Consider the following 17,127-nt stretch of genomic DNA (forward strand, 5'->3'; position numbering starts at 1 on the left):
TTCCAGACTCGGCGACATGACCACATCGATCAGACCCGACGACACGGGGACCGGCACCCGGAGCAGTCGGTGGGTGGCACTGTGCGTGCTGCTGCTCGCCGAAGCGATGAACCTGCTCGACACCACGATCGTCCAGGTCGCGGCGCCGGTGATCCGCAATGAACTGCAGGGGGACGGTGCGGACATCCAATGGTTCACCGCGGCCTACACGCTCGCCTTCGCGGTGCTGCTGATCCCCGGTGGCCGGATCGGGGACATCATCGGCCGCAGGCGGGCGCTGCGGCTCGGCATGACCGGTTTCGTGCTCGCCTCGCTGGTGTGCGCGTGCGCACTCACGCCGACGATGCTGATCACCGCGCGAGCCGTGCAGGGCGCGGCGGCGGCGCTGGTCATTCCGCAGACGATCGGCCTGATCCGGGCCATGTTCGACGGTCCGGACCTCGGCAGGGCCTTCGGCACCATCGGCCCGGTGATGGGCCTGGCCGCCGTCTGCGGACCGGTTCTCGGCGGGGTGCTCACCAGCACCGACCTGTTCGGTTCCTCCTGGCGCTCGGTGTTCCTGGTCAACGTGCCGCTCGGGGTGCTCACCCTCGTCGGAACCCGGCTGCTGCCGCGAAGCTTCGCGCCACACCGGCCTCGTTTCGACGTGCTCGGCACACTGCTGGTCGCGGCCGGCTCCGGGCTGGTGATCTATCCGCTGATCGAGCGCGCGCACTGGCTGCTGCTGGGTCTCGGCGCGGTGGTGCTGACCGGATTCGCGGTCACTCAGCGCCTGCGGTCCGCGCCACTGGTCGAACCGAGCCTGTTCGCCCGGATCCGGTTCCCGGCCGCACTGGTGTGTTCCACCCTGTTCTACGCGGTCATGCAGGGGCTCTTGCAGGTGTTCGTGCTGCATGCCCAGCTGATCGAGCACGCCGGCGCGCTCACCACCGGACTCCGGCTGCTGCCCTGGTCGGTCGCGATGGGGCTGGCCGCGGTGGTCGCCGGAAACTGGCTCGTGCCCCGGGCCGGCGGATCCGTCATGTACACCGGGCTCGCGGTGCTCCTCGCCGGTGTGGTCACGGTGCTCCTGGCTCCGGACGCGCTGCCGGTGGCGCTGGCCGTCGTGGGAGCCGGCATCGGCCTGTTCACCGCGCCGTTCTTCACCACCGCGCTGGCGAAGGTGCGACCGGAGGAGAACGGGTCCGCGGCGGGACTGCTCAACGCCGTGCAGCAGTTCGGCGGCACGCTCGGCGTCGCAGCACTCGGCAGCCTCTTCTTCACCAGCGGAGCCGGCACAGCACTGCTGACCGCGTGCGGGCTGTCGCTGCTGACCGTCGTGGCAGTCGCGATCATGCGCAGCGGTAGCTCTTGACAGAAGCGGCCCCGGTCGCCGAAGGTAGAAATGTCACCGGTTACATTCCCGGTCCGACCTTCTCCCGGCGCGTGCCGGCGTCCGGAATCCCGTCTGGCGGCGGGGTTTCCGTGCCGCGGCCCATGAAAGGACTTGCGATGACCCTCGATCTCCACGGCATCATCCCGCCGCTGGTCAGCCCGTTCACCGCGGACGAGCAGCCGGATCCGGCGGCCCTGCGCGCGGAGGTCCGCTACCACCTCGACCTCGGCGTGCACGGGTTGTGCATCACGGGCAGCACCGGCGACGGCCAGATGGTCAGCCTCGAGGATTCGGTCGCGTTCGCCGAGGCCGCGGTGGCCGAGACCGCCGGGCAGGTTCCGGTGGTCGCCGGGATCATCCGCGACAGCACCAGGGAGGTCATCCGCTACGGCAAGGCGATCGCTGCCACCGGGGTGGACGCGCTCCAGGTGACGCCGGTGCACTACCTGTTCCAGCCGGACGAAGACACCACCGTCGAGTACTACCGGCGCATCGCCGACGAGACCGGCCTGCCGATCGTGATCTACAACGTGATCCCGTACGCGCTCATCCCGGCGACCACCGTCGCCCGCGTGCTGAACGAGGTCCCGAACGTGATCGGGGTGAAGCAGTCGGGCGGCAACATCCACCAGCTGGCGGATCTGCTGCACCTCGCGCCCGAGGGCGGAAAGGTGTTCACCGCCGTCGACGACCTGCTGTACCCGAGCTACCTGCTCGGCGCGCAGGGCGCGATCAGCGCGACGCTGACGGTGGTGCCGGAACTGTGCCTGGCCCAGTGGGACGCCGTGCGGCGTGGCGACCACGCGTCCGCACTGGAGCTGCACAACAAGCAGCTGCCGGTGTGGCGGGCGATCGACGGGCCGAACATGACCGTGCGAATCAAGGCCGCGCTGGCGTTGCAGGGCCGCGACGGCGGACATGGGCTGTCGCCACTGACACCGGTGAGCGACGCGGAACGCGAGGCGCTGCGAGCCGCGCTCGTGGCCGCGGACGTAAAGCTCGCCTGACAGGTCAGGACTCGGGATGCGCGGCGTGGAAATCGGCGAGGGTCTGCTCGCGGACCTCGTCGACGTGCAGCGCCGCGACCTCCCGGGCCGCCGCGGCGTCGCCGGCGAGCATCGCGTCGACGATCTCGTGGTGGCGTGCGGCGGAGACGGCGACCTGTGCCGGGTCGGTGGTGTCGCCGATGCGAAGCCATTCGAGGTACGCCTCGATGCCGTCGCGCACGGCGACCACCCGCGCGTTGCCGGCGTGCTCGACGATCGAGCGGTGCAGGTTCTGGTCGGAGCGGTAAAACGGTTCGTAGTCGCCGCGCGCGGCGGCCCGGTCCGCCGTCTCGAGTTCGGCTTTGAGCCGGCGTTTGGTCCGTTCGGGCATTCGCAGGGTGGCCTCGCCGGTCGCGAACCACTCGATCGCCTTGCGCATCCCGCACATCTCGTCGATGTCCGCGGCGGTGATGCGGGCGACGAACGTGCCCGACCGCGGCCGCGTGACGACCAGCTGGTCGGCTTCGAGGCGGACCAGTGCCTCGCGGATCGGCGTCTTCGACACCCCCATCGACGCCGCCAGCGCGGGGATGTCCAGGCGTTCGCCCTGCGGATGGCGGCCGTGCACGATCTGGTCGCGCAGCAGCCGGTAGACCTGGTCGGCCAATGAATCGGTCACCACCGCGAACCCGGTTTCCGGCGTCGTCATCGAAGTCCTTTCGCAGCCGACGGCCTCGTGCACGTCCGGTAATGAAGTATTACATCTGATGTTCCAGCCGACGAGGAGCAGTCCATGCCGGAGAAGCCCGGACCCGCACTGCGCGGAATCATCGCCACGGTCGTGACCCCGTTCGACGAACACGGCGAGATCGACACCGGCAGACTACGCGCGGAGGTCCGCCATCTGCTCGGCGCCGAGGTCACCGCGTTGTGCGCGTGCGGGACCACCGGCGAGGGCAACGCGTTGTCGGCGCAGGAGAGCGCGCTGGTGTGCTCGACCGTCGTCGAGGAGGTCGCCGACCGGGTGCCGGTGATCGGCGGCATCATCCAGAACTCCACGCACGAGGTGCTCCGCTATGGCGCCGCGCTCAAGGCCGCCGGCGTCGCGGCCCTGCAGATCACGCCGGTGCACTACCTGTGGGCGCCGACGGCCGAGTCCACTGTGGAGTACTACGCGGAGATCGGCGCGGCGCTGGAGCTGCCGATCGTGATCTACAACGTGGTGCCGTGGGCGCTGATCGAGCCCGCGCTCGTCGATCGGCTGGCCGATCTGCCGTGGGTGATCGGCATCAAGCAGTCCGGCGGCGATCTGCACAAGCTGGCCGATCTGGTGGAGACGGTGTCCGACCGGATTTCCGTGCTGGCCGCGGTGGACGACCTGCACCTGCCGGCGTTCGTCCTCGGCGCGCAGGGGGCGCTGGCGGCGATCCCGACGGTGACGCCGTTCCTGTCCACCGCGTTGTGGGACGCGGTGCAGTCCGGCGATCTGGCGCTCGCCCGGAAGCTGCACGGCCGGATCCTGCCGATCTGGCGGGCCATCGACGGGCCGAACCAGCCGGCCACCATCAAGGAGGCGCTGCGTCTGCAGGGCCGCGACGGCGGGCTGCCGCGGCGGCCGGTCAGCCCGGTCACTCCCGAGGTCAGTGCCCGGATCGCGGCCGCACTCGACGGCGCGGGCCTGCTCGCGCCCGGCGTCGAGCCGCTGCGCTGACCCGCCTTCCCGTCCGAACGCGCCGATCGATCCCACCCGGCCGACGGTGCCGGTCGCCGCCCATCCGAACCGGAGGAACTCACCGATGAGTGTCCCGCTCGCCACGACCGACCTCACCACCGCGCTGGCGGCGGTGCTGCCCGGTGGCACGGTGCAGACCGATCCGGACGTGCTCGCCGCGCACAGCTGTGATCACGCGTCGACGTGTCCGGCCGGGGTTCCGGCGTGTCTTGTGCGCCCGCGCACCACCGAGGAGGTCTCGGCGGTTCTTCGGTACGCCTACGAGCACCGGATTCCGGTCGTGCCGCAAGGCGCGCGGACCGGGCTGTCCGGCGGCGCCAACGCGGTCGACGGCGCCATCCTCCTTTCACTGGAGCGGATGACGGCGATCCTCGGCATCGACGAGGACAACCAGATCGCGACCGTCGAACCGGGTGTGGTGAACGCCGAGTTCTCGCGTGCGGTGGCGCGGCGGGGGTTGTTCTACCCGCCGGATCCGTCTTCCTGGGAGATGTCGACGCTCGGCGGCAACGTCGCGACCAACGCGGGCGGGCTGTGCTGTGTGAAGTACGGCGTGACCGCGGACTGGATCCGCGGACTGGAGGTCGTGCTGGCCGACGGGCGGGTGCTGCGCACCGGACGCGACACGGCGAAGGGCGTGGCCGGCTACGACCTCACCCGGCTGTTCACCGGATCCGAGGGAACGCTGGGCGTGGTCACGAAGATCGTCACCGCGTTGCGTCCCGCGGCGGAGGCACCGCGCACCGCGATCGCGTTCTTCGGCGATCTCGGCTCCGCCTGCGCGACGGTCACCGACGTGATGACCGGAGGACTGCGCCCGTCGTTGCTGGAGCTGATCGATCCGGTGGGGCTGGCGGAGGTCTCGCGGGAGCGCGACTACGGTTTCCCGCCCGGTACCAGCACCGTGCTGATCGCCCAGTCGGACTCCGTCGCCGAGGCCGAGGGCGTGCTCGGCGGGTTCACCACGGCAGTGCGGCGGCACGGGGGAGAAGCCCTGGTCGCCGACGATCCCGAAGAAGGCAAGCTCTTCCTCGCCGCCCGCCGTTCGGTCGGCCTGGTGCTGGAAAAGCGCGGTGCGTTGCTCAGCGACGACGTGTGCGTTCCCCGTACCCGGCTGCGGGAGCTGGTCGCCGGCGTCGGCGAGATCGGCGACCGGCTCGGCGTCCGGATCGCCTGTACCGGCCACGCGGGCGACGGCAACATGCACCCCACGATCGTCTTCGACGCCGCCGACCCGGACGAGAAGCGGCGGGCCGAGGAGGCATTCGAGGCCGTGATGGCGCTGGGCCTGCGCCTCGGCGGCACGATCACCGGCGAGCACGGCGTCGGCCTGCTCAAACGCGGCTGGCTCGAACGCGAACTCGGTCCGGTCGGCCTCGACGCGCACCGGTGGATCAAGACCGCCTTCGACCCCCGCTCGATCCTGAACCCCGGCAAGGTCCTCGCCCGGTTCTGACCTCTCCCCGGCGCGGCCACCCGGGCCGCCCGTCGTCCCCTGGAGCACGGCATGGCAGTGCAGCCACGCGTGTCCGCCCTCGCGGCGGGCCTGCGTCCCACCACGGTCCGGTACCGGATCCTGGGTCTCATCCTCGCCGTCACGGCGGTCAACTACCTGGACCGCACGATCCTCTCGATCGCCATGCCGGCGATCAAGGACGAGTTCGGCCTGTCCGGCACCCAGCAGGGCGCGCTGCTCTCGGCGTTCTCCTGGGCTTACGTGCTGTGCCAGATCCCCGGCGGCTGGCTGCTCGACCGCTACGGCGCGAAACTCACCTACGGCTACGCGATCCTGTTCTGGTCGCTGGCGACCTGTGCGATCGCGGCGGCCCGCGGGTTCGCCGGATTCCTCGGGCTGCGCATCACCCTCGGGATCGCCGAGGCGCCTTCCTTCGCGGGCAACAACAAGATGGTCACCGCCTGGTTCCCGTCGAAGGAACGTGCCAGGGCGACCGCGGTGTACAACTCGGGCAACTTCATCGGACTGGCGCTGTTCCTGCCGCTGCTGGCGTGGCTGGTGACCAGCTACGGATGGCATTCGATCTTCCTGCTGCTCGGTCTCGCCGGGGTGGTGGTGTCGATGCTGTGGTTCCGCTTCGCCAAGAGCACCCCGGCCGAGCATCCGAAGGTCAACGACGCCGAGCGCGCGCTGACCGCCGCCGACGCGGCTCCGCAGGAGAAGCGCAAGGCCACCCGGGCGGACCTGAAGTACCTGCTGACCAAGCGCCGGATGTGGGGCATGTACCTCGCGCAGTTCTGCACCAACGGCGTGATGTGGTTCTTCCTGACCTGGTTCCCGAGCTACCTCGTCGAGGCGAAGGGCATGGCGTTCGTGAAGGCCGGGTTCCTCGCTTCGCTGCCGTACCTGGCGGCGCTGGTGGGGGTGCTGTTCAGTGGCGCGCTGTCGGACCGGATGCTCAAACGCGGGGTTTCCCGCACGGTGGCCCGGAAAGTGCCGATGATGCTCGGCTTCGCCGGTTCGGCGTCGATCATCCTGGGCAACTACACCTCGGCGCCGGCCGCGGTGATCACGGTGATGTCGGTGGCGTTCTTCGCGCAGGGCATGAGTGCGATCGGCTGGACCCTGGCCTCGGAAATCGCGCCGCTGCGGATGATGGGGCTCTCCGGCGGTGTGTTCGGGTTCTTCACGAACCTGGGCGGGGCGATCGTGCCGATCGTCGTCGGCGTGATCCTCGACGCCAGCGGCTCCTTCAACGGCGCGCTGGTGTTCGTCGCGATCCTCGCGGTGGCCGGGTTCTTCGCCTACCTGGTGCTGATCGACAAGGTGGAGCGACTCGACCCGGACGCCGAGGCCGCCCGCTGAGCCGGGCGGCGGTGCTCAGCGGTGACCGAGCTGCCCGAAGTCCTCGATGGTCCAGATCTTCACTTCTTCGATGTGCTGCGCCACCGCCGCCGCGGCGTCCGCGGGCTCGCGGGTCAGCAGCGCGTCGAGGATTTCCCGGTGCCGTCGGCTGGACCCGGCGATGCGATGCGGTCCGGTGGCGCCGACCACCCGCATCCACTGCACGTAGGCCTCGACCGAATCCCGCACCCGGATGAGCCGGTCGTTGCCCGAGTGGGTCATGATCGCCGCGTGCAGCCGCTGGTCGCTGGCGAAGAACGGCTCGTAGTCGCCGTCCCGCGCCTTGCGCTCGGCCTCGACGACCTCCGCGCGCAGCTCGTGCACGAGGTCCTCGGGAATCCGCCGCGCGGCCTCGGACGCGGCTGCCCATTCGATGCCGCGACGCAGATCGCACACCTCGCCGATGTCCTTGACGGTCAGTGTCGCGACGAAGGTTCCCGAGCGGGGTTTGGTGCTGACCAGGCCGTCGATCTCCAGCCTGGCCAGCGCCTCCCGCAGCGGGGTCTTCGAGATGCCCAGTTCCGCGATCAGGGCGGGCAGGTCGATCCGGTGCCCCGGTTCGAGCTCCCCGTGCACGATCCGGCTGCGCAGCAACCGGTAGATCTGCTCGGACAGCTTGTCCGTGACGAGTCCGGGGCCGGGTGCGGTCATGCCACCTCGTTTCCCTCGGCGATCGGCCCGCCCACCCTAACGTCCCGCGGCTCAGCCGCGGGGCAACCACCGTCCGTCCACGCGCCGGGGCACGAGGAACTCCTCGGCCGGGCTTTCGCGCAGCTCCTCGGGCAGCACGGCCTCGGGTGCGTCCTGCCAGGTCACCGGCCGCAGGAACCGCCTCGGCGCGGTCATCCCGACCGACGTGTGCAGCGCCGACGTCGTCGAGGGCCACGGACCGCCGTGATGCTGCGCCCACGACACCGCGACCCCGGTCGGATAGCCGTTGAACAGCACCCGGCCGGCGCGCTCACGCAAGCGGCGCGTCAGCTCACGGACGTCCTCGGACTGTCCGGTGTGGAGCGTCGCGGTGAGCGAACCCGGCACTTTCGCCAGCGCCGCATCGAGTCCGGCCTCGTCCGGGTAGCGCACCAGCACGGTGGACGGTCCGAAGCACTCGTCGGCGACGGGTTCGGTGAACTCCGCGGCGGCCACGGAGAACAGCCGTCCACCCGGGGCGTGCATCAGCTCGGTGACGCCCTGTGCGGCCAGTTCGCCGGCCCGCCGGTCGAAGGCCTCGCGGATGCCCGCGGTGAGCATCGCGTGTTCCGGACGGGCCGCGAACTCCGCCGCCATACCGTCGGCGATCTGCTGTCCTGCCTCGGAATCCGGCAGGAACACCAGCCCCGGTTTGGTGCAGAACTGACCGGCGCCGAGCAGCGCCGATCCGGCGAGGCCGGTGCCGAGTTCAGCGGCACGTTCGGCCGCGGCCGCGGCGGTCACGACGACCGGGTTGATGCTGCCCAGCTCGCCGTAGAACGGGATCGGCTCCGGACGGTTCGCCGCCAGTTCGCCGAGCACGCGGCCGCCGGCGGGGGAGCCGGTGAACGCCGCCGCCTTGATCGCCGGATGCGTGATCAGGTCGACGCCGGCCTGCTGCCCGGACACCAGCCCCAGCAGCCCGTCCGGCGCCCCGTTCGCCTTGGCCGCCCGCGACAGCGCGTCGAAGCAACGCTGCGAGGTGTCCGGATGCGCGGGATGGGCCTTGATCACCACCGGGCAGCCGGCCGCGAGCGCGGCCGCGGTGTCACCGCCGGGCACGGAGAACGCGAGCGGGAAGTTGCTGGCACCGAACACCGCTACCGGCCCGAGCGGGACGAGCATCCTGCGCAGGTCCGGCCGCGGGCCCATCGGAGTGTCCCCGGCGTGGTCGACAGTGGCCTCGAGGTAGCCGCCGTCCCGTACGGTCTCGGCGAAAAGCCGCAGTTGGTAGGTGGTCCGGTTCAGCTCACCGCGCAGGCGCGGTTCACCGAGCGAGGTCTCGCGATCGGCGTCCGCCACGATCGCCTCGGCGTCCGCCTCCAGTTCGGCGGCCATCGCCTCCAGCAAGCCGGCGCGGCGCGTTCGGGGCAGGTCTTCGGCCCAGCGCGCCGCCGCGGCGGCCGACCGCGCGGCACTGTCCACTTCGGACGCCGTACTCATGCGAGCAGCCCGGCAGCGTCGAGCGCGGCACGGATGGTCGCGCGTTCGGCATCGGTGGCCGGGGCGAATGGATGCCGTGGCAGCCCGCCGTGGCGGCCCTGCAACTCCAGCGCCGCCTTGATGCGTGCGGGCAGATTCGGACCGTCGATCGCGGTCCACACGGCGAGGATCACGTTGTGCAGGCGAAGCGCCTCCTCGTGGTCACCGCGGCGCACCGCGTCCCACAGGTCCACTGACAGCTTCGGGGTGACGGTCGGGATAGCCGCGAGCGCACCGTGCGCACCCATCACGAAGGAGGGGTAATGCAGGTCGTCGAGAGCCGCGAGCACGGTGATCTTGTCGCGCACACGGTGCAGGATCTGCGCCAGCAGGTGGATGTCGCCACCGCTCTGCTTGACCGCGATCACGCCGGGCACCTCCTCGGCGAGGCGTTCGATGACGTCGACGCCGAGCAGCGCCCACGGCACGACGTTGTAGAGCACGATCGGCAGCCCGACCTCGGCGGCGATCTTGCGGTAGTAGGCGACGCTTTCGTCCTGCGAGGGCGCGAAGACGTAGTGCACGGGCGTGACCTGCAGCGCGTCGACGCCGGCCGCCTTGAGGGCGTGGCCATAGCGGATCGCCTCGGCGGTCGAGTTCTGGATGACGCCGCCGATCACCGGCACCCGGCCGGCGACCTCGGCGACGACCGTGGCGCAGATGGCGGCGCTCTCCTCGGCCGACAGGGTGTGGCCCTCGCCGGTGCTGCCGCACGCGCAGATGGCGGTGACGCCCTGGTTCAGCAAGTGCTTGACCTCGCCGCGGAGCAGGTCGTGGTCCACCTCGTCCCGCTCGTCGAAGGGGGTGACCACCGTGGCGATGATCCCGTGCAGGTCGAGCTGTGACATGGGGATGCTCCCGAAGGTGAGAGATGGGCTTTCCGTACGCACTGTAACAGAGATACAGGATCTGATATTCTAGTTGGCGACCGAAGTGAAGGAGTGACGATGACGCAGGCCGCCTCGACGACGAGCGGACAGCAACCGGCGGACCGCGCGGCCGCCCGGCGCGTGGCGGTGGCCAGCGCGCTGGGCACCACGGTCGAGTACTACGACTTCACGCTGTACGCGACCACTGCCGCGCTGGTGTTCGACAAGGTGTTCTTCCCGTCGGTGTCCCCGGCGGTCGGTGCGCTCGCTTCGTTCTCCACGTTCTTCGTCGGCTATCTCGCCCGGCCGCTCGGCGGCGTGCTGTTCGGTCACTTCGGTGACCGGCTGGGCCGCAAGGCGATGCTGGTGACCACGCTGCTGATCATGGGCCTGGGCACGGTGCTGATCGGAGTGCTGCCCTCCTACGCGAAGATCGGGGTGGCCGCGCCGATCCTGCTCGTGCTGATCCGGCTGCTGCAAGGGCTGGGCATGGGCGGTGAGTACGGCGGTGGCGTGCTGATGGCCATGGAGTTCGCGCCTCGCGGCAAACAGGGCTTCTACACCAGCCTCGTACACATCGGCACCCCTGCCGGCGTCCTCATCCCGGTCGGTGTCGTGTCCATTCTGGACACCACGATGTCCGACGCCCAGTTCGAGGACTGGGGCTGGCGCATCCCGTTCCTGCTCTCGGCCGTCCTCATCGGACTCGGCCTGTATCTGCGGCTGAAGATCGGCGAAAGCCCCGAGTTCGCCAGGTTCCGCAAGGAGGCCGACTCCCACAAGGCACCGGTCGCCGTGGTGCTCAAGCACCAGCTCCGGGACGTGCTCTTCTCGATCGTCGCGAAAATCGCCGAAAGCGGCCTGTTCAACGTCTACTACGTCGTCGCGCTCTCCTACGCCACCACGCAGCTGGGCATGGAGAAGACCCCGGTGCTGATCGGGATCCTGATCGCCTGCGCACTGGAATGCCTGACCCTGCCGTTCTTCGGCCGGCTCTCCGACCGGATCGGGCGGCGCAAGCTCTACATCGGCGGCGCGGTGTTCCAGGTCGTGCTGGCCGTGCCGTTCTTCCTGCTGCTCGACACCCGCGACCCGGTGCTGATCACCGTCGCGATGGCGCTCGGCCTCGCGGTGGGCCACGGCGCGATGTACGGCGCGCAGGCCGCGCTGTTCGCCAACCTCTACCCGGTCGACGTCCGCTACACCGGCCTGTCCATCACCCAGCAGTTCGGCGCCACGCTCGGCGGCGGGCTGGCCCCGCTGCTCGGCTCGGCGCTGATCGTCGCGGGCGGCGGGGGATGGGGCTGGGTCGTGGCCTACGTCGCCGGGGTCGCGATCCTGTCCAGCCTCTGCACCATCCCGCTGCGGCGCGGGGAGAGCACCGTGCCGCAGCTCGAAACCCCGGTAGGAGCCGCTCGATGAGCTACTTCGCGAACTCGCCCGACGACCTGGTCGACTCCGCGCTGGCCGGATTCGCCCGCGCGCACGCCGGTCTGGTCGAGCACATCGCCGACCCCGGCTACCTCAGCGCCCGGCGGCCCGCGCCAGGACGGGTGGTGGGGCTGGTGTCCGGCGGCGGTTCCGGCCACGAACCGCTGCACGCCGGTTTCGTCGGCGGCGGGCTGCTCGACGCGGCCTGCCCCGGCCGGATCTTCGCTTCCCCGCACAACCGGCAGGTCTACGAAGCCTCCCGCGCGGTCGCGAAATCCGGCGGCGTCCTGCACATCGTGAAGAACTACACGGGTGATCGGATCAACTTCGGCATCGCCGCCGAGCGCCTGCAGCACGACGGGATCCCGTGCGCGCGGGTGCTGGTGGACGACGACGTGGCGACCGACTCCGAGGACATCGCGGTCGGCCGGCGCGGAACGGGCGCCACGGTGATCGTGGAGAAGCTGCTCGGTGCCGCGGCCGACGAGGGACGTTCGCTGGACGAACTCGAAGGCCTGGGCAAGCGGATCGTCGACGGCAGCCGCAGCATCGCCGTCGCCTCCGGCGCGCAGACCGCACCCGGCACCGGCCGCGCGGCGTTCACGCTTCCGGAGAACGCGGTGGAATACGGCGTCGGCATCCACGGTGAGCGCTCCGGGGTGGTCCGGGAGAACGCCGAGATCGGCCCGCTCGTGCGCGACCTGACGGCCGCGCTGGCCGACGCGTTGGCCCTGACCGCCGGATCGCGGGTGACCGCTCTGGTCAACGGCCTCGGCTCGGTCACCCCGCTCGAGCTGTACGGCATCTTCGAGCGCTTCGCCGAAGAGCTGTCCGAGCGTGGTGTCGTACTCGAACGACGGCGGGTGGGCCCGCTGGTGACCGCGCTGGACATGCGCGGGTTCTCCCTGTCGCTCAGCCGGACCGACGACGAGCTGACGGCACTGTGGGACGCGCCCGCGCACACGGCCGCCTGGATCAACGAGGAGTCTGCATGAGCACCACGACGGCACAGGACTGGATCCTCGGCTTCGCCGACCGCACCGAGGCCAGCGAACCCCGGCTGACCGCCTACGACCAGGCCGCGGGCGACGGAGACTTCGGTGCGAACATCACCGGCGCGGTCAAGCTCGTCCGCACGGCACTCGCCGGGCTCCCCGCGCAGGCACCCGCGGCCGACGTGCTGTCTGCGACCGCAGGGGTGTTCCTGGACCGGGTCGGCGGCACGAGCGGCCCGCTGTTCGGCTTGCTGTTCCAGGCGCTGGCGGCGAGCAGCGGGACCGAGCTGACCGCCGCGGCGCTGGCCGAAGGCACTGCGGAGGGGCTGGCGGCGATCCAGCGCGTCGGCGAGGCAGAGGTCGGGGACAAGACACTGGTGGACGCATTGTCCCCGGCCGCCGATGCGCTGCGTGCGCTGGGGCCGGACGCGTCGCCGGGCGACGCGTTCGAGGTCGCCGCGGAAGCCGCGCAACGCGGCGCCCTCAGCACCGAGGACATCCGCGCCCGCAGGGGCCGGGCGAGCTACGTCGGCGACCACGCGGTCGGCGTGCCCGATCCCGGTGCGGTGACGATCGCGCTGCTGTTCGGCGCGCCCGCGGTGGACTGAGCACCGGAAGCAGCGGCCGCCTCGCCGGGTGACTGCCCGGTGAGGTAGCTGCACCATGCAGCTGTCAGGTGCCCGCCCAGCCCCGGCCAGGCGCGAACTGCCGTTGTCACGAACCTGCCCAGCCCCGCCAGGCGCGGACTTCCGTCGCCACCACCGCGTGTTCCGGTGGACGCTCCGCGTACTGCGGATACTTCGCCACGAGCCAGCCGACGAACGGATCCCGCTCCCCGTCCGGGACCGTCCGCGCCACGCCGTCCGCACGGACCCACCACAGGCGGGACCAGTCCTCGTCGTACTCGTCGGCCAGGAAGCACACCGCCGGGTTGTCCGCGATGTTCGCCAGCCGCCGCAACGCCGTGCTGCTCTTCGGTTTGTGGTCGACCGCGAAGACGATCGTGTCCCCGCGCACGGCGAACGTCACCGGAACCAGGTGCGGCACCCCGCGGGCGTCCGCCGTCGCGAGGCGGGCCACGCGTGCGGCGGCGAGGCGGGTGCGGGCTTCCTCCGGGGACAGGCGCATGCGATCAGCCCAACGCGGGGGAGTCGAGGGTGAGCGTGGCGAGCTCGGTGTCCAGTGCGGCAGTGACGCCGAGTGGCACCGTCGGCGACGACGCGACGTGACCGAACCCGAACCCGCTCAGCATCGGCACCCCCAGCGGCGTCAGCCGTTCGGCGACCAGATTCCGGATCTCCGCCGGATCGCCGCACGCCGCCCACGAACCCAGCACGATCCCGCGCACCCCGGCGAACCAGCCGGACCGCAGCAGCTGCGTGAGCATCCGGTCGATCCGGTAGACGCTCTCGGTCACGTCCTCCAGCAGCACGATCCCGTCCCGCGCGCACCCCTGCTCCGGGGTGCCGATCCCGGCCGCCAGCAGCGACAGGTTCCCGCCCACCAGCAGCCCCGAGGCGCATCCGGAAACCAGCACGTCCGGCTCCCGCGCCCGCAGGACGCGCGTGTGCTCCGGCTCGAACAACGTCCGCCGCAGGTGCTCGGCGGCGACCTCGTCGAACAGCACACTCGCCGGCATCGGCGAAAAGAGCGTGCTCAGCCCGAGCCGCGTGTGCACCGCACGGTGCACAGCCGTCACATCGCTCGATCCGGCCAGCACTTTCGGCTCCACTGCGGACAGCGCTGACCAGTCGACGAGATCGACCATCCGCTGGGCGCCGTACCCACCGCGGGCAGCGAGCACGCTCCGCACCTCCGGGTCCAGCCACGCCTCGGTGAACTCCGCGGCCCGGTCCTCGTCGGAGGCAGCCAGGTACGCCGGGGCACCTGGCTGCCTCCGCACGCCGGCGCCGACACGAACCTTCACTCCCCAGCCGTGCAGCACCGGCAAAGCGGCGTCCAGCAAGTCCGGTGGCACCGGACCCGACGGCGCGACGAGCGCCACTGTGTCGCCGGCCCGGAGCCGAGCCGGCCTCCGGGCCGGTTCCAGGGGCGGTGTCATCGGTCCAGCTCCAGCACCGGCACGTCCGGGGGAACGAAACCGAAGACCTGCCCGTAGAACGACAGCTCCGCCTCCAGCGCGGCGATGATCGTCTCCGCCTTGCGGAATCCGTGCTGCTCACCCTCGAACCGCAGGTAGGCGTGCGGGATCCCGCTCCCCGCGAGCCCGGCGACGAACCGGTCCGCCTGCTCCGGCGGGCAGATCTGGTCGTCGAGGCCCTGCAGGAACAGCACCGGCCCGGCCAGGGAGTCCACGTGCGTGATCGGCGAGCGCTCCCGGTACCGCTGCTCGGTCTCGGGGTACGGGCCGACCAGCCCGGTCAGGTACCGCGACTCGAAGTCGTGTGTCTCGCCGCCGTCTCCTGTCCAGGAGGTGAAGTCCAGGATCGGGAACTTCACCGTAGCCGCGGCGTAGGTACGGGTCGTCGTGATCGAGGCGGCGGAGGTGAACCCGCCCGCGCTGCCACCGCGCACCGCGAGCCGCGCCGGATCCGCCAGGCCCTCGGCCACCAGCGCCTCGGCGACCGCGACGCAGTCCTGGACGTCGACCACGCCCCACTGCTCCCGCAGCCGCTCCCGGAACGCCCGCCCGTAGCCGGTCGAGCCCCCGTAGTTCACCGCGACCACTCCGATACCGCGGCTGGTGAAGTAGGTGAAGTCCAGGCTCAGCGCACCGTCGCTGCGGCCGGTCGGCCCGCCGTGCACATGGACCAGATACGGCGGCAGCTCACCCTCGGGAGCGGTGAACTCCGGATTGGCCGGGGGAAAGACGAACGCCGGGATCCGCGACCCGTCTGCCGCGGTGAAGACCCGCTCCTGCGGCACCGGCAGGTAGTCCGCGGACGGCAGCTCGTCCGGACGCGGGGACAGCTCGGTCACCACCCCGGTGGCCGGATCGATCCGCACCACGGCGTCGTCCGACCGCGCGCCCGCGGCGATGCCGGCGACCCCGCCCGGCACCGGGACCAGCCCGGCCGACGACCACACGGTCAGGTCGGTGTCCACCGGGGTCACCGAACCGGCGTGTTCGTCCAGCACCGCCAGCTGCCCGGCGTCGAGCACCGCGAATCGCCCGCCGCCCAGCGGGGCGAACCAGCTCACGCCGAGCTTCCACATCGGGCCGCCCAGTTCCCGCTGCACCGGCGCGAGATTGACTGCGGTGCCGTCGAGCCCGACCCGGTGCAGGTTCCACCAGCCGTCCGGATCCGCCAGCACCAGCAGCTGCTCCGCCGACTCCCACTCCAGCTGGCACACCGCGACCTCCGGTCCGCCGGCGAGCACCCGCGCGGCGCCGAACGAGCCGTCGCCGTCCACCGGCGCGACGAACAACTCGGTGCCGTCCCAGGGCATCGCCGGGTGGTCCCACGCCAGCCACGCCGCGTGTGTGCCGTCCGGGGACAGCTGCGGGGCGGTGAAGAACCGGTAGCCGTCCACCAGCACCCGCTCGGCGCCGTCGTCCAGCCGGATCGCGACGAGCTCCCGCGCGATGTCCGTACGCCTCGGCCCGGTGCTGCGCTCCCGCACGGCCCACACCTCGCCCTCGAGACCGGGCCGCAGATCGCCGTACCGGACGCCCTGCGGCGTGGCCGGCTCCGGGGTGAGCGGCACGATCTCGCCTTCGCTTTCGCTCAATGCGTACAGGCGCTGGTCGGTCCAGTGCGTGAACACGATCACCGAGCCCACCGCGACCCACGGCCGTCCGCCGTACTCGTGCACGCGGTTGCGGACGTTCCACGGCTCGGGCAGCACGTCCTCGGTGCCGCCGCCGGGCAGCGACCGCACGAGCGCGACCCGCCCGCCCTCGGCCGGCCGGGTTTCGGCCCACCAGAGCACACCGTCGACCGCGGCGAGCCATTGCGCGCCACGGTCGGCCGCGGCGGTGGCCGCTGCCGACACGGGCGAGGTCCATGTTCCGTACGAAGAGATCCGAGCCACCCGGAAAGCCTAGCGGCGATCCGCTGCGTGTCCGGACCCGTACGGTCAGCGTCGGACACCCGCCGCGGCATCCGGTCAACCCGGGGCGGCGGATGCCGATCATGCGGCGGTGGCCTAGGGTCGAAGGTGCTATGTCACGCGTAATCCACGTCTTCCGCAAGCCCGACCGGTTCGTGTCCGGCACGGTCGGCGAGCCCGGCGATCGCACGTTCTACCTCCAGGCGTCGGAGGACGTCCGGACGATCAGCGTCACGATCGAGAAGCAGCAGGTCGTCGTCCTCGCCGAGCGCCTCGGGTCGCTGCTGGAGGAGGTCGCCAGCCGGTTCGGCGCCGACGTGCCCGAGGAGGTGCCCGACGACCTGGTCGACGTGGAACCTCTGGCGGTGCCGGTCGAGGAGGAGTTCCGCGTGGGCACCATGGGCCTGGGCTGGGACGCCGACTCCGGCGCGGTCGTCGTGGAACTGCTCGCGATGACCGAGGGCGAGGTCGACGAGACCGTGGTGCTCGACGACACCGAGGAGGGCCCGGACGCGGTGCGGGTGTTCCTCACCCCTGCGGCCGCGCGGGCATTCGTCGAACGCACCGACCGGGTCGTCAACGCCGGCCGCAAACCGTGCCCGCTGTGCGGGGAACCGCTCGACCCTGCCGGGCACATCTGCCCCCGGCAGAACGGCTACCGCCGCGACGTCGACGTCACCGAGGACTGAGGAC

At 71.2% G+C, this 17,127-nt stretch carries 16 protein-coding genes; 9 read left to right on the forward strand and 7 right to left on the reverse strand.

The window, feature by feature from the left end:
• The first annotated feature begins 16 nt into the window (after positions 1–16).
• Positions 17–1,354 (forward strand): MFS transporter, encoded by a 1,338-nt coding sequence (locus BJY18_RS04910; RefSeq protein WP_184778044.1) that lies wholly within the window; start codon positions 17–19, stop codon positions 1,352–1,354.
• Positions 1,355–1,491: 137 nt separating this feature from the next.
• Positions 1,492–2,382, forward strand: a complete 891-nt coding sequence (locus BJY18_RS04915; protein WP_184778046.1) for a dihydrodipicolinate synthase family protein — start codon at positions 1,492–1,494, stop codon at positions 2,380–2,382.
• A 4-nt stretch (positions 2,383–2,386) separates the two neighbouring features.
• Here the strand turns inward: BJY18_RS04915 and BJY18_RS04920 are convergent, their stop codons facing one another.
• The gene (locus BJY18_RS04920; RefSeq protein ID WP_184778048.1) at positions 2,387–3,070 is read right to left on the reverse strand and encodes a GntR family transcriptional regulator; all 684 of its coding nucleotides are present in this window, start codon (positions 3,068–3,070) and stop codon (positions 2,387–2,389) included.
• A gap of 84 nt (positions 3,071–3,154) precedes the next feature.
• Here BJY18_RS04920 and BJY18_RS04925 point away from each other — a divergent pair, with 84 nt between their 5' ends.
• The 3 genes from BJY18_RS04925 (at position 3,155) to BJY18_RS04935 (ending at position 6,914) form a co-directional block, all read left to right on the forward strand.
• Entirely contained in the window at positions 3,155–4,072 is a 918-nt protein-coding gene (locus tag BJY18_RS04925) for a dihydrodipicolinate synthase family protein (RefSeq protein ID WP_184778050.1), read from the forward strand.
• Positions 4,073–4,157: 85 nt separating this feature from the next.
• Entirely contained in the window at positions 4,158–5,549 is a 1,392-nt protein-coding gene (locus tag BJY18_RS04930) for an FAD-binding oxidoreductase (RefSeq protein WP_184778052.1), read from the forward strand.
• Positions 5,550–5,600: 51 nt separating this feature from the next.
• Complete coding sequence (locus tag BJY18_RS04935; protein WP_184778054.1) at positions 5,601–6,914, forward strand: MFS transporter; 1,314 nt, start codon at positions 5,601–5,603, stop codon at positions 6,912–6,914.
• A 15-nt stretch (positions 6,915–6,929) separates the two neighbouring features.
• On the opposite strand, the gene BJY18_RS04940 is transcribed toward BJY18_RS04935, so the two are convergent.
• Genes BJY18_RS04940 through BJY18_RS04950 form a run of 3 tightly spaced genes read right to left on the reverse strand, consistent with a single transcriptional unit; the run spans position 6,930 to position 9,973 of the window.
• Positions 6,930–7,604, reverse strand: coding sequence for a GntR family transcriptional regulator (locus BJY18_RS04940; RefSeq protein ID WP_184778055.1), 675 nt, complete (start codon positions 7,602–7,604; stop codon positions 6,930–6,932).
• A gap of 51 nt (positions 7,605–7,655) precedes the next feature.
• The gene (locus BJY18_RS04945; RefSeq protein WP_184778057.1) at positions 7,656–9,086 is read right to left on the reverse strand and encodes an aldehyde dehydrogenase (NADP(+)); all 1,431 of its coding nucleotides are present in this window, start codon (positions 9,084–9,086) and stop codon (positions 7,656–7,658) included.
• Positions 9,083–9,973: a dihydrodipicolinate synthase family protein gene (locus tag BJY18_RS04950; RefSeq protein WP_184778060.1), complete on the reverse strand. Its 891-nt coding sequence runs from the start codon at positions 9,971–9,973 to the stop codon at positions 9,083–9,085. Before BJY18_RS04950 ends, BJY18_RS04945 begins: the two co-directional genes overlap by 4 nt.
• A gap of 99 nt (positions 9,974–10,072) precedes the next feature.
• Between BJY18_RS04950 and BJY18_RS04955 the strand changes: the two genes are divergently transcribed.
• The 3 genes from BJY18_RS04955 to dhaL are packed head-to-tail and all read left to right on the forward strand — an operon-like array spanning position 10,073 to position 13,028.
• Positions 10,073–11,416, forward strand: coding sequence for an MFS transporter (locus BJY18_RS04955; RefSeq protein ID WP_184778062.1), 1,344 nt, complete (start codon positions 10,073–10,075; stop codon positions 11,414–11,416).
• Complete coding sequence (locus tag BJY18_RS04960) at positions 11,413–12,420, forward strand: dihydroxyacetone kinase subunit DhaK (protein ID WP_184778064.1); 1,008 nt, start codon at positions 11,413–11,415, stop codon at positions 12,418–12,420. The genes BJY18_RS04955 and BJY18_RS04960 overlap by 4 nt, the downstream gene beginning before the upstream one ends.
• A complete protein-coding gene (gene dhaL / locus BJY18_RS04965; protein WP_184778066.1) occupies positions 12,417–13,028 on the forward strand; it encodes a dihydroxyacetone kinase subunit DhaL in 612 nt (203 codons plus the stop codon). The genes BJY18_RS04960 and dhaL overlap by 4 nt, the downstream gene beginning before the upstream one ends.
• 106 nt (positions 13,029–13,134) lie before the next feature.
• Here dhaL and BJY18_RS04970 read toward each other — a convergent pair whose 3' ends face one another.
• From BJY18_RS04970 to BJY18_RS04980, 3 genes are read right to left on the reverse strand one after another with little or no spacing between them, the layout of a single operon-like run.
• Positions 13,135–13,548, reverse strand: coding sequence for a TIGR03668 family PPOX class F420-dependent oxidoreductase (locus BJY18_RS04970; protein WP_184778068.1), 414 nt, complete (start codon positions 13,546–13,548; stop codon positions 13,135–13,137).
• Positions 13,549–13,552: 4 nt separating this feature from the next.
• On the reverse strand, positions 13,553–14,482 hold the full coding sequence (locus BJY18_RS04975) for a S66 peptidase family protein (protein ID WP_184778070.1): 930 nt from the start codon (positions 14,480–14,482) through the stop codon (positions 13,553–13,555).
• On the reverse strand, positions 14,479–16,416 hold the full coding sequence (locus BJY18_RS04980) for a prolyl oligopeptidase family serine peptidase (RefSeq protein WP_184778072.1): 1,938 nt from the start codon (positions 16,414–16,416) through the stop codon (positions 14,479–14,481). Before BJY18_RS04980 ends, BJY18_RS04975 begins: the two co-directional genes overlap by 4 nt.
• Before the next feature lie 131 nt (positions 16,417–16,547).
• On the opposite strand from BJY18_RS04980, the gene BJY18_RS04985 reads away from it, so the two are divergent.
• Positions 16,548–17,123, forward strand: coding sequence for an Rv2134c family protein (locus BJY18_RS04985; RefSeq protein ID WP_184778074.1), 576 nt, complete (start codon positions 16,548–16,550; stop codon positions 17,121–17,123).
• Positions 17,124–17,127 lie beyond the last annotated feature (4 nt).

The organism is Amycolatopsis jiangsuensis (genome assembly GCF_014204865.1).
Taxonomy (GTDB): domain Bacteria; phylum Actinomycetota; class Actinomycetes; order Mycobacteriales; family Pseudonocardiaceae; genus Amycolatopsis; species Amycolatopsis jiangsuensis.